Here is a 12,725-nt window from a genome sequence, read left to right as displayed (position 1 = left end):
ATGGGGGTCGACAGCCAGAGGACCCCGCCATGCAAGCCCCCATCCTGACCCTGACGCTGAACCCCGCGCTGGATATGGCAACCGCCGTGCCCGATATCCTGCCCGGACACAAGCTGCGCTGCACCGATCCGCATCTGGACCCCGGCGGCGGCGGGCTGAATGTCAGCCGTGCGATCAAGGCGCTGGGCGGCGATTCGCTCGCGCTGGTGGCGCTGGGCGGGCTGACCGGCGACCGTCTGGCGGGGCTGATCCGGGCGGAAGGTGTCACCTTCCTGTCCATCCTTGGCCCCGGCGAGACGCGGCAGAGCCTGACGGTGACGGAAGAGTCCTCGGGCAAGCAATTCCGCTTCATGCTGCCCGGCCCGGTCTGGGGCGCGGCAGAGCGCGCGCGGGTGTTCACGCTGTTGTCGGCCACCGCGCGGCCCGGCGGCTACAGTGTGATATCGGGCAGCCAGCCGCCGGGTGTGCCCGCCGATTTTCCCGCGCAGCTGGCGGCGAGCATGGAGGGCTCGCTCGTGGTGCTCGATACCTCGGGGGCGGCCCTGTTCGAGGCGGTGAAGACCCCGATTCCCGGCCTGCAGGTGCTGCGGATGGATGGCGAGGAAGGCGAGGAGCTTGCAGGGCGCAAGCTGGAGACAGTTGCGCAGACGGCTGATTTCGCCGCCGGACTGGTGGCGCGCGGCGTCGCGCAGCGGGTGATCGTGGCGCGGGGGGCCGAAGGCAATGTGCTGGCCGAGGCGGGCCGGCGGCTGTTTTCACCCGCGCCCAAGGTCAAGGTGAAATCGACCGTGGGCGCAGGCGACAGTTTTGTTGCGGCCTTTGTGCTGGGCCTTGCCCGCGGGCAGGACAGCGCGCAGGCGCTGGCGATGGCATCAGCCGCAGCGGCGGCGGCGGTGATGACAGATGCCACCATGCTGTGCCGCGCCGAGGATGTGATGCGCCTGATGCCCGAAGCCAGCGCGCGGGAGGTCTGACGCTAGCGGCTCTGGTCGCGGAAGCGGTTGGCTATGGGATAGCGGCGGTCCAGCCAGAACGCCTTTTGCGTCAGCCGCGTGCCGGGGGCCGACTGGAAGCGTTTGTATTCCGCGATGTAAAGCAGGTGTTCGACCTTTTTCACCGTGTCGCGGTCGAAGCCTTCGCCCACCAGTTCCGCCACCGAAGCCTCGCGCTCCACCAGCCCTTCGAGGATGGCATCGAGCACCTCATAGGGCGGCAGGCTGTCCTGATCGGTCTGGTTGGCGCGCAATTCGGCTGACGGGGGTTTGGTGATGATCCGCTCGGGGATCACCTCTCCCGCCGGGCCCTTCATCCAGGGGCGGTGATTCTCGTTGCGCCAGCGGGCGGTCAGGAACATGCGGGTTTTGTACATGTCCTTCACGGGGTTATAGCCGCCGTTCATGTCGCCGTAGATGGTGCAATAGCCCACCGCCATTTCCGACTTGTTGCCGGTGGTCAGCAGCATCTCGCCAAACTTGTTGGAAATCGCCATCAACATCACGCCGCGCAGGCGCGACTGGATGTTTTCCTCGGTGATGCCTTCCTCGGTTCCGGCAAACAGCGGCGCGAGGGTATCCAGCACCGCGCCCTGCGCCGCGCTGATCGGCACCGTATCCAGACGGCAGCCCAGCGCGCGGGCGCATTTCTCGGCATCCTCGAGCGAATGGGCCGAGGTGAATTCCGAGGGCAGCATCACGCAGCGCACATTCTGCGGCCCCAGCGCATCGGCGGCGATCGCCGCCACAATGGCCGAATCGATGCCCCCCGACAGGCCCAGAACGGCCTTCTTGAAACCGGTCTTGGCGAAGTAATCGGCCACCGACAGCACGCAGGCGCGGTAATCCGCCTCGCCGATCGGCGGGATCGGCGCGATCTCGCCCGCATCGGCGCGCCAGCCCTCGGGCGTGCGGCGAAAGGTGATCTGCGTCACATGCTCGTCAAACTGCGGCAGTTGCGCCGCCAGATGCCCGCCGGGGTTCAAGACCATGCTGGAGCCGTCAAACACCTGATCGTCCTGCCCGCCCACCATGTTCAGATACACCAGCGGCAGGCCGCTTTCGACCACGCGCGAGATCATCAGGTTCAGCCGCAGGTTGGGCTTGCCGCGGTGATAGGGGCTGCCGTTCGGCACCAGCAGTATCTCGGCCCCGGTTTCGGCCAGCGTCTCGACCACATCGGGGTGCCATGCATCTTCGCAGATGGGCGAGCCGATGCGCACGCCATTGATGGTATAGGGGCCATGCACATCGGCGGGGGTGAACAGGCGCTTTTCGTCAAACAGGCTGTCATTGGGCAGATGGTGCTTGAGCACGGTCGCCGTGATCCGTCCGCCCTGCAGGATGTAATAGGCGTTGAACAGCCGCCCTTCCTGCAGCGCTGGCCCCCCGATGGCCAGCGCGGGGCCATCGGCGCAGGCGGTGGCAAGGTCATGGATCGCGGCGATGGCCGCGTCTTGGAACGCGGGCTTGAGGATCAGGTCCTGCGTCTGATAGCCGGTGATGAACATCTCGGTCAGCGCCACAAGGTCCGCCCCCGCCGCGCGACCCGCCTCCCATGCGGTGCGCGCCTTGGCGGCATTGCCCGCCAGATCGCCGACCGTCGGGTTCAACTGGGCAAGAGTGAGACGGAACAGATCGGCCATGGCGGCACCTTTCGCGAGCAGGGTGATGTGGTTCTAGCAGGTTGTCCGCCAAGGGAAAGTGATTGCGGCCTTCCGGCGGCGATGCTTGTCAGTCGGGAACCGCCCCGCTAGGCTCTGGCAGCGATTGCGGCAGGGGGACCGAGATGCGGCACGGGATGAAGGTGATGCTGGGGGTGGTGGTTCTGGGCCTTGCCCTGCCCTTGGGCGTGCGTGCGCAGCAAGGAGAGATCGTCACCAAGCAATATGACGACGGCTCTTTCTATGAAGGCACCTTCCTGAACGGGCGCCAGCACGGCACCGGCACCTACACCCTGCCCAATGGCTACAGCTATACGGGCGACTGGGTGCAGGGCGAAATCCTTGGCCAGGGCGTGGCGCGCTATCCCAACGGCTCGGTCTACGAAGGCCAGTTCGCCGCCGGAAAGCCCGAGGGGCGTGGCAAGATCTCCTATGCCAATGGCGGCAGCTATGAGGGCGACTGGACCGATGGCAAGATGACCGGGATGGGCGTCGCGCGCTATCCTGACGGCTCGGTCTATACCGGCGCCTTTGTCGATGGCAAACATCACGGGCAAGGCGTGCAGGAAGGCCCCGGCGGCTACCGCTACGAAGGCGGCTGGGCCGAGGGGCTGAAGGAAGGCAACGGCAAGATCACCTATGCCGATGGCGCGATCTATGAAGGCGGGCTTGTCGCGGGCGAGCGTCAGGGCAAGGGCACGCTGACCATGCCCGACGGTCTGACCTATGTGGGTGACTGGATGAACGGGCAGATCACCGGCACCGGCAAATTGACCCAGCCCAATGGCGATACCTATGAGGGCGGTTTTGCCGAGGGCCAGCGACAGGGCCAGGGCAAGACCACCTATCCCGGCGGCGATGTCTTCGAGGGCCAGTTTATGGCCGACAAGCGCAACGGCAAAGGCACCTTTCGCGCCAAGGACGGCACCGTGCTCGACGGTGACTGGGTGGATGGCCGCCTGACCGGCACCGGGTCCATCCGCTTTCCCGATGGCGCGCTCTATGAAGGCGAGGTGCGCGACGACCAGGCGCATGGCACGGGCAAGATCACCTATGCCGACGGGTCCAGCTATGAGGGGACATGGGCCGCAGGCGTGATCGAAGGCAGCGGCACCGCCACCTATGCCAATGGTGCGGTCTATACCGGCGGCTTCCGCGCCGCACAGCCCGATGGCGAGGGCAAACTGGTGCTCGCGGACGGCTACAGCTACGAGGGCAGCTTTGCCAGCGGCCAGCGGCAGGGAAAGGGCGTGGCGACCTATCCCGACGGGTCGGTCTATACGGGCGATTTCCTCGCCGGCCTGCGCCACGGCAAGGGCGAGATCGTGGGGCCGGACGGCTTTCGCTACACCGGCGACTGGGCTGGCGGAGAGATCGAAGGCAACGGCATCGCGACCTATCCCAATGGCGATGTCTATGAGGGCGCCTTCGTGAAGGGACGCCGCGCGGGCCTGGGCACGCTGCGCTATGCCAGCGGGCAGTTCGCCGAGGGGATCTGGGAGAACGGCATCCTGATGGGCCCTGCCCCCGCTCCGGAGCCAGAGCCGGCAGATGATGGCGAGGATGATACGCCTGCCAGCCCGGCACCCGCGACGCCCTGAGCGAAACAAGCGGAGCGCGCTGCGCGCGCACGCCTTTCAGGTCGCCTGCGTCGGCGTGCCGCCGCCTTGGCTCCGCAGAGGGCGCTTCGGAACCGGACACGACACGCCCGTGACCGCGCAAGCAAACACGCCCCTGACCGCGCAAGCAAGAGAGTATCCGGAAAAGGCGCGCCCCCCCTTATCGCGGTGCGCTGTGACCGGCGCATGACGGCGGCCGAAGGGACTTTCCCGACGCCTGCCCCGTCAGGCCGCCGGCCAGAACCTTCCGTGGCAACGCCGCTGCAGGGGGCTCGATGCCCGCTGCAGCGGCCCCCCGCTCCGGGTCAGACCCTTTCTCCGGCATCGAGGCGCCGGAGAAAGACGGCGGCCTCGGACAACGTGTCGGCCTTGCGCGCCTCATCCATCTTGTCCCAGGTGCGATACATCTGGGCCATGCGCGGATTACCGGCAAAGCGCGCACGGTGGCGCAGCAGGAAATCCCAGTAGAGCAGATTGAACGGGCAGGCCCCCGGCCCGGTTTTCTGCGCGACCTTGTAACGGCATCCCCCGCAATAATCGGATTGCCTGTCGATATAGGCCCCCGAGGCGGCATAGGGCTTCGACCCCAGCACGCCGCCATCGGCAAACTGGCTCATCCCGATGGTGTTCGGGGCCTCGACCCATTCGAAGGCATCGACATAGACCGACAGATACCATTCGTGCAAAGCCTGCGGGCTGATCCCCGCCAAAAGCGCGAAATTGCCTGTCACCATCAGCCGCTGGATATGATGGGCATAGGCCAGATCGCGGGTCTGCCCGACCGCATGGGCGAGGCATGCCATATCGGTCTTTTCCCCCCAGTAGAGCGGCGGCAAGGCGCGGCTGGCCCCCAGCGCATTCTGCCCCGCGTAATCCGGCCCGTGCAGCATGTAGATGCCCCTGACAAACTCGCGCCAGCCGATGATCTGCCGGATGAACCCTTCCACCGCATTCAGAGGCGCCTTGCCCGCCGCATAGGCCGCCTCGGCTGCGGTGCAGACCTCCAGCGGCGACAACAGCCCGATGTTGAGATAGGGCGACAGCAGGGAATGGCTCAGCGTCGGGTCATCGGCCAGCATCGCATCCTGCTCGTCGCCAAAGCGCGGCAGGGCAGAGTCGATAAACCATTCCAGCGCGCGCAGGGCATCCGCCCGCGTCACCGCCCAGCCGAACGGGTGCAGTCGGCCAAAATGGCCGGAGAAGCGCGCCTCGACCAGGGCCAGCACCTCCTCCGTGATGGCATCGGGGGCAAAGCGCGGCGGGCGCGGGCGGAACAGATCCGGCTTTGCCGGTTTGCGGTTGTCGTGGTCATAGTTCCACTGCCCGCCGGCAGGCTGCCCGTCCTCCATCAAAAGACCGGTCTTGCGCCGCATCTCGCGGTAGAACCATTCCATCCGCAGCTGCTTGCGCCCCTCGGCCCAGGCGGCGAACTCCGCCTCTGCGCAGAGAAACCGGTCATCCGGCAACAGGGTGACCGGCAGGGGCAGATCTTCCAGCGCAGTGATCAGGCGCCACTCTCCCGGGCGGGTCGCCAGCACCTGCGCCGCGCCGAGGGCTTCGGCCCGGCGCAAAAGCTCTCCGGTGATGCTCTGGCTGTTGTCCGCATCGTCCAGCCGGCTGTAGGCCACCGTCCAGCCCGCCGCGCGCAACGCTTCGGCAAAGTGGCGCATGGCAGAAAGGATCAGCGCGATCTTTTGCGGATGGTGCGGCACATAGCGCCCCTCGGCCTCGACTTCGGCCATCACCACCACATCGCGCGCGGGATCGGCGGCACGCAAGGCGCTCAGCCCCGCGCTCAACTGGTCGCCAAGGATCAGGACAAGCCGCCTCACCACGGTATCTCCTTACCCTGCCAATCGAAAAAGCCCCCCGTCTGCTCGGGCCGCAGGACCTCCATCACCGCCAGAAGGTTGCCCGCCGCCTGATCGGGGCTGACCACCGGATGCCCGCCCGCATAGGCGCGGGTCAAGGGCGTATCCACCGTGCCGGGATGCAGGCAAACGACCACCGCCTGCCTGTGGCTGCGCGCCACCTCGATCGCGCCGGTGTGGATGAACTGGTTCAGCGCCGCCTTCGCCGCACGATAGCTGTGCCAGCCGCCCAGACGGTTGTCGCCGATGCTGCCGACCCGCGCCGACAGCGCCGCAAACACCGACGGGCGGTCACGCGGCAGCAACCGCACGGCATGCTTGAGCACAAGCGCCGGCCCCGTCGCGTTCAGCGCGAACTGCGCCGCCATCGCAGCCGGATCAAGGCTGCGCAGCGCCTTTTCGGGCGCAACCCCGTTCAGCTCCAGCGCCCCCGTGGCAACCACAATGCGCTCGAAGCTGCCCTCGAGCCCGCCAAGAACACGCAGAAGGCTGGCCTCATCGGTCAGGTCGAGCCCGTCGGCACGGCGCGACAGACGGGTGACCTGCGCGCCCTGCGCCTCCAGCCGCGCTGCCAGCGCCTGCCCGATCCCGCCGGACGCGCCCACCACCAAAGCCCGCATCGCCACCCCCCTGCCTGCTTGACTGCCCATCTGTCCCGCCGCGGGCCAGCTAGGGCGACCCCGAACGCAATCAACCCCGGCCGCCGTCCGCCACCCGCGCCCGCGCGCTGCACAATCAACCGCTTGCCACAAGGCGCAGGCCGCCGCCCGGCCTTCCAGGCCGCCACGCAGCCCTTGCTGCTTTGCCAAATACTCCCGCCGGAGGCATCCGCCCCTTGCCTCCGGCGCTGCGCCCGCAAGACCCCGCGCGCCGGGCGGGGCATGCCGTGGCAACGCCGTCGCGGGTGGCTCGATGCCGCCCGCGACGGCCCCCCGCCTCCGGCACGGCCAGCCTGTCCTTGCCTGCAGCCGGGGCGAGATTTCCCCCTTTACATTCGTCCCGCCGTGGATAATCGTCGCGCGCATGACACGGGACACACATATCGCATGTTGCAACGGGGCCGCCGCCGCCCTGTCGTCCTCCCGTGGTCTGCTTCTCCTTAGCTGCCTCTGAGCGTGCCCTTGGGCGCGACCGCTCGGAGGTGAACAGCGCCCGCCAAGGACAAGCACAGAACATCAAGGATACAGACCCATGACCGCTGCCACCCCATCGCAGGACCGCGTTTTCATCTTCGACACCACCTTGCGCGATGGCGAACAAAGCCCCGGCGCCACCATGACCCATGAGGAAAAGCTGGAGATCGCCAGCCTCCTGGACGAGATGGGGGTGGATATCATCGAGGCGGGCTTTCCCATCGCCTCCGAAGGCGACTTCGCCGCCGTGACCGAAATCGCGAAGCGCTCGAAAAACTCCACCATCTGCGGATTGGCCCGCGCCAATTACAAGGATATCGACCGCTGCTGGGAGGCGGTGAAGCATGCGGCCAGCCCCCGCATCCACACCTTCATCGGCACTTCCCCGCTGCACCGCGCCATTCCGAACCTCGACATGGACCAGATGGCCGAGCGCATCCACGATACGGTGACCCATGCGCGCAACCTGTGCGACAACGTGCAATGGTCGCCGATGGATGCGACGCGGACCGAACATGATTACCTCTGCCGCGTGGTGGAGATCGCCATCAAGGCGGGCGCGACCACCATCAACATTCCCGACACCGTGGGCTATACCGCGCCGCGCGAAAGTGCCGATCTGATCCGCATGCTGCTCGAGCGGGTGCCGGGGGCAGACAGCATCATCTTTGCCACCCATTGCCACAATGACCTGGGCATGGCGACGGCGAACTCCCTCGCGGCGGTCGAGGCGGGCGCGCGGCAGATCGAATGCACGATCAACGGTCTGGGCGAGCGCGCGGGCAACACCGCGCTCGAAGAAGTCGTGATGGCGATGAAGGTCCGCAATGACATCATGCCCTTCCGCACCGGCATCGACACCACCAAGATCATGAACCTGTCGCGCCGCGTCGCCAGCGTTTCCGGCTTTCAGGTGCAGTTCAACAAGGCCATCGTGGGCAAGAACGCCTTCCTGCACGAAAGCGGCATCCATCAGGATGGCGTGCTGAAGAATGTCGAGACCTTCGAGATCATGCGCCCCGAGGATATCGGGCTGGTGCAGAAGAACATCGCGATGGGCAAGCATTCGGGCCGCGCGGCCCTGCGCGCCAAGCTGAAAGAGCTGGGCGTGGAGCTGGCCGACAACCAGTTGAACGACGTCTTCGTGCGGTTCAAGGCGCTCGCCGACCGCAAGAAGGAGGTCTATGACGACGACCTGATCGCATTGGTCGCGGACGAGCAGACCAATGACGCGCATGAATACCTGCAATTGAAGAAGCTGCGGGTGATCTGCGGCACCGAAGGCCCGCAAGAGGCCGATATGGTGCTGTCGATCGACGGGGTGGAGCACCATATCGACGCCACCGGCGACGGTCCGGTGGATGCCGCCTTCAACTGCGTGAAGATGCTGTTCCCGCACAAGGCGCGGCTCGAGGTCTATCAGGTGCATGCCGTGACCGAAGGCACCGATGCACAGGCCACGGTTTCGGTGCGCCTGCAAGAGGAGGGCCGGATCGTCACCGGCGCCTCGGCCGATACCGATACCATCGTAGCCTCGACGCGCGCCTATATCAACGCGCTGAACAAGCTGATCGTGCGGCGGCAGAAGACCGCGCCGGGCACCGACACCAAGACGGTGAGCTATCACGGCAAGTGAGACGCAGCGGCTGGCCCCCGAGTGTCGGCCCTGTATGCCTGCGGGGCCGGCGCGCGCAGCGGGCGGCGCAAAGAGGAGTGTTTGAACAAGGTGCAGGCCATAGGGATGACCAAGGCTCGCCACCGTCTCGCCCTTGTTGCGTGATCAGTCTGCCCTTCGGACGACGGGAACGAGCAGAGCATGATTCGGATCACATTGATGCTGGTGGCGCTGGCGGCGCTGTTTGGCTGCGGCGAACCTGTCGCGCAGGGCAGCGCGGCGCGCATCCTGCTGCTGGGCGATTCGATGTTCGCGACCAATCGCGCCAGCAACCGGGCGGTGGCCGATGTGCTGGAGGCCGAGCTTGGGCAGGAGGTGCTGGACAGGTCTGTGTTCGGCGCGCGCTATTTCCACCCCTTGCCCCTGACGGGCGCTGCCGGGATGCGGCTTGAATCGCAATACCGCGAGGGCGACTGGGACTGGGTGGTGATGAACGGGGGCGGCAATGACCTGCTTCTGGGCTGCGGCTGCAGCCTGTGTCAGGGCGTGCTCAACCGGCTGGTTTCGGCGGACGGGCGGTCCGGCACCATTCCGGCGCATGTGGCGCGCATCCGCGCGAGCGGGGCGCGGGTGGTCTATGCGGGCTATCTGCGCAATCCGGGCATGGGAACGCCGATCAAGCATTGCGGTCCGGCAGGGAACGAACTTGACCGCCGTCTGGCGCTGATGGCGGGGTTCGACGCCGGAGTAACCTTCGTGCCGATGGCCGATCTGGTGCCCTATCGTGACACTAGCTATCACGGACCGGACCGGATTCACCCCTCGGTGAAGGGCAGTCAGGGCATCGGTGCGCGGCTGGCGGCGGTGATGAAATCGAAGGACCGACCGGAGACCAAGCGCCGGTCGCGCCGCTGATTCGTCGCCTTGGCGCATCGGCGGGCCGCATGCGCCCTGCGCAACCGCGTGATGTCGTCACGGCAGCCGGCCCGCCCGCGTTGCAAAGTTGCAATCCGCCGCGGTGCTGCGCGCGGCCTAGGCAACGCGGTGATTGCAAAATGACAAGCGCCTGCGGGTCACAGCGGATTGACGCCCGCGCGAGCCTTTGCCCTTTCGTCCATTGACCCTGAGCCTTATATGGACGCGCCCCCCCTTGCTTTGCGAGTCGCGGGGCTTGTGACGTTGCAAAAGGACACCAAAGGCATGTCGATACTCTCGGGTCTGTTTTCCTCGGATATGGCGATCGACCTCGGCACGGCGAATACGCTGGTCTATATCCGTGGCAAAGGGATCGTGCTGAACGAGCCTTCGGTGGTGGCCTATCACAGCAAGGACGGCAAGAAGCAGGTGCTGGCGGTGGGCGAGGATGCCAAGCTGATGCTGGGCCGCACGCCGGGCAGCATCGAGGCGATCCGCCCGATGCGCGACGGGGTGATTGCCGACTTCGAGGCAGCGGAAGAGATGATCAAGCATTTCATCCGCAAGGTTCACAAGCGCACGACATTCTCGAAGCCCAAGATCATCGTCTGCGTGCCGCATGGCGCGACGCCGGTTGAAAAGCGCGCGATCCGGCAGTCGGTGCTGTCGGCAGGGGCGCGGCGGGCGGGGCTGATTGCGGAACCGATTGCGGCAGCCATCGGTGCGGGCATGCCGATCACCGACCCCACCGGCAACATGGTGGTCGATATCGGCGGCGGCACCACCGAAGTTGCCGTGCTGTCGCTGGGCGATATCGTTTACGCCCGCTCGGTGCGGGTGGGCGGTGACCGGATGGATGAGGCGATCATCAACTACCTGCGCCGCCATCAGAACCTGCTGATCGGGGAATCCACGGCCGAGCGGATCAAGACCAGCATCGGCACCGCGCGCATGCCCGATGACGGGCGCGGGGCGAGCATGACCATCCGCGGGCGCGACCTGCTGAACGGGGTGCCGAAGGAGACCGAGATCAATCAGGCACAGGTGGCCGAAGCCCTCGCCGAACCCGTGCAGCAGATCTGCGATGCGGTGATGCAGGCGCTGGAAGCCACCCCGCCCGATCTGGCCGCCGATATCGTCGACCGTGGCGTGATGCTGACAGGCGGGGGCGCGCTGCTCGGCGATCTGGACCTGAGCTTGCGCGAGCAGACCGGGCTGTCGATTTCGGTGGCCAACGAGTCACTCAATTGTGTGGCGCTCGGCACCGGCAAGGCGCTGGAATACGAAAAGCAGCTGCGGCATGTGATTGATTACGACAGCTGATCCGGCTCTGGTGACCGGACGGGTGGACGCGGCCCAGCGGGGCCGGGCGTATGAATTGGGCATAGCAGACCGGCATGGCAAAGACGCGGACAGACCCTGAAGAGTTTTCCCGCCCGCTGCGGCGGGTGCTGGTGGGAATTCTGGTGCTGGCGCTGCTCGGGCTGTTCCTGCTCTGGCGCATCGACAGCCCGAGGGTGGAGCGGTTCCGCGCCGCGCTGATCGACCGCGTGGTGCCCTCGTTCGAATGGGCGATGGCCCCTGTCACCTCTGCCGCCGGCATGATCGAGCAGTTCCAGAGCTATGCCAGCCTGCATGCGCAAAATCAGGACCTGCGCCGCGAATTGCAGCAGATGAAGGCGTGGCGCGAGGCGGCCCTGCAGCTCGAACAGCAGAACGCGCGGCTTCTCGACCTCAATCAGGTGCGGCTGGACCCGAAGCTGACCCATGTGACGGGGCAGGTGCTGGCCGACAGCGGCAGCCCGTTCCGGCAATCGGTGCTGATCAACGTGGGGGCGCGTGATGGCATTCTCGATGGCTGGGCCACGATGGACGGGATCGGTCTGGTGGGGCGCATCTCCGGCGTGGGCGAGCGCACCGCGCGGGTGATCCTGCTGACCGACACCAACAGCCGGATTCCGGTCACGGTGCAGCCTTCGGGGCAGAAGGGCCTGCTGTCGGGCGACAACACCGCCCTGCCCCCGCTGGAGTTTCTGGAAAAGACCGACGAGGTGCGCCCCGGTGACCGCGTGGTCAGTTCCGGCGATGGCGGCATGTTTCCGGCGGGGCTGCTGGTGGGGCAGGTCGTGATGGGCAATGACCGCCGCCTGCGAGTCAGCCTGAGCGCCGATTACCAGCGGCTGGAATTCCTGCGCGTGCTGCGCAGCCATCAGCTTGCCCCCATCACCGACGCGGGGGCCTTGGTCGCGCCGCCCTTGCTGCCCGACGGGCCCGACACCAGTGGCGCGCTGAACACCGAAGCGATGCCCGCACGCGGCACCCAGCCCGAGGCAGAACCCGCCGCCGATGCAAGCACCGAAACGGATGGCAATGGTGGGTGATGCGCTTCGCTCCAGCGTCTGGTTCTATCGCGGGCTGTTCGTGGCGATCGCGCTTCTGCTTTTGTATCTGCGGCTCTTGCCGCTGGGGTCAGAGGCGGGGGATTGGCCCGGCCCCGACCTCTTGCTGTGCCTGATTTTCGCATGGGCAACGCGGCGGCCCGATTACCTGCCGGTCTGGCTGCTGGCGGGCGTGCTGCTGCTGGAGGACATGATCCTGCTGCGCCCGCCCGGACTGTGGACGGCGCTGGTGGTGGTCGCGGTGGAATTCGTGCGCAACCGGGTGGCGCTGACGCGGGAACTGACGCTGGTGGCGGAATGGTTCATGGTGGCGGGGCTGATGATCGCCTGTCTTCTGGCGTACCGGCTGGCGTTCACGCTATCGTTCCTGCCGCAACCGGCATTCGGCTTTGCCATGATGCAGGTTTTGTGGTCGATCCTGTGTTACCCTGTGGTGGTGGGGGCCAGCCGTCTGGCCTTTGATCTGCGCAAGCCCGCCACGGGCGAAGTCGACAATTACGGACGTAGGTTGTGAGGG

The 12,725-nt window shown here is 66.5% G+C and carries 10 protein-coding genes; 7 read left to right on the top strand and 3 right to left on the bottom strand.

Annotated features, from left to right (window positions below; translation table 11 throughout):
• Positions 1–29: 29 nt before the first annotated feature.
• On the top strand, positions 30–974 hold the full coding sequence (locus tag G3572_RS12520) for a 1-phosphofructokinase family hexose kinase (RefSeq protein WP_164612277.1): 945 nt from the start codon (positions 30–32) through the stop codon (positions 972–974).
• 2 nt (positions 975–976) lie between these two features.
• Here the strand turns inward: G3572_RS12520 and G3572_RS12515 are convergent, their stop codons facing one another.
• Positions 977–2,638 carry an NAD+ synthase gene (locus G3572_RS12515; protein ID WP_164612274.1) on the bottom strand — a complete coding sequence of 554 codons (1,662 nt, stop codon included), beginning with the start codon at positions 2,636–2,638 and terminating at the stop codon, positions 977–979.
• 143 nt (positions 2,639–2,781) lie between these two features.
• On the opposite strand from G3572_RS12515, the gene G3572_RS12510 reads away from it, so the two are divergent.
• Complete coding sequence (locus G3572_RS12510; protein ID WP_435530976.1) at positions 2,782–4,257, top strand: MORN repeat-containing protein; 1,476 nt, start codon at positions 2,782–2,784, stop codon at positions 4,255–4,257.
• A 323-nt stretch (positions 4,258–4,580) separates the two neighbouring features.
• On the opposite strand, the gene G3572_RS12505 is transcribed toward G3572_RS12510, so the two are convergent.
• On the bottom strand, positions 4,581–6,107 hold the full coding sequence (locus tag G3572_RS12505) for a cryptochrome/photolyase family protein (protein ID WP_164612272.1): 1,527 nt from the start codon (positions 6,105–6,107) through the stop codon (positions 4,581–4,583).
• Positions 6,104–6,766, bottom strand: coding sequence for an SDR family NAD(P)-dependent oxidoreductase (locus tag G3572_RS12500; protein WP_164612561.1), 663 nt, complete (start codon positions 6,764–6,766; stop codon positions 6,104–6,106). The genes G3572_RS12505 and G3572_RS12500 overlap by 4 nt, the downstream gene beginning before the upstream one ends.
• A 571-nt stretch (positions 6,767–7,337) precedes the next feature.
• On the opposite strand from G3572_RS12500, the gene G3572_RS12495 reads away from it, so the two are divergent.
• The 5 genes from G3572_RS12495 to G3572_RS12475 all read left to right on the top strand — a co-directional run bounded on the left by G3572_RS12495 (position 7,338) and on the right by G3572_RS12475 (position 12,722).
• Positions 7,338–8,915 (top strand): 2-isopropylmalate synthase, encoded by a 1,578-nt coding sequence (locus G3572_RS12495; protein WP_164612269.1) that lies wholly within the window; start codon positions 7,338–7,340, stop codon positions 8,913–8,915.
• Between the two features lie 180 nt (positions 8,916–9,095).
• Complete coding sequence (locus tag G3572_RS12490; protein ID WP_164612267.1) at positions 9,096–9,809, top strand: SGNH/GDSL hydrolase family protein; 714 nt, start codon at positions 9,096–9,098, stop codon at positions 9,807–9,809.
• Positions 9,810–10,094: 285 nt separating this feature from the next.
• Positions 10,095–11,132, top strand: coding sequence for a rod shape-determining protein (locus G3572_RS12485; RefSeq protein ID WP_164612266.1), 1,038 nt, complete (start codon positions 10,095–10,097; stop codon positions 11,130–11,132).
• Between the two features lie 74 nt (positions 11,133–11,206).
• Positions 11,207–12,190, top strand: a complete 984-nt coding sequence (gene mreC / locus G3572_RS12480; protein WP_164612264.1) for a rod shape-determining protein MreC — start codon at positions 11,207–11,209, stop codon at positions 12,188–12,190.
• Positions 12,183–12,722, top strand: a complete 540-nt coding sequence (locus tag G3572_RS12475; protein WP_164612262.1) for a rod shape-determining protein MreD — start codon at positions 12,183–12,185, stop codon at positions 12,720–12,722. Before mreC ends, G3572_RS12475 begins: the two co-directional genes overlap by 8 nt.
• Positions 12,723–12,725: the final 3 nt, after the last annotated feature.

It is taken from the genome of Pseudotabrizicola algicola (genome assembly GCF_010915705.1).
GTDB lineage: Bacteria > Pseudomonadota > Alphaproteobacteria > Rhodobacterales > Rhodobacteraceae > Pseudotabrizicola > Pseudotabrizicola algicola.
Note: the sequence above shows the minus strand (reverse complement) of the source record. Positions and strands in the feature narration are given on the sequence as shown.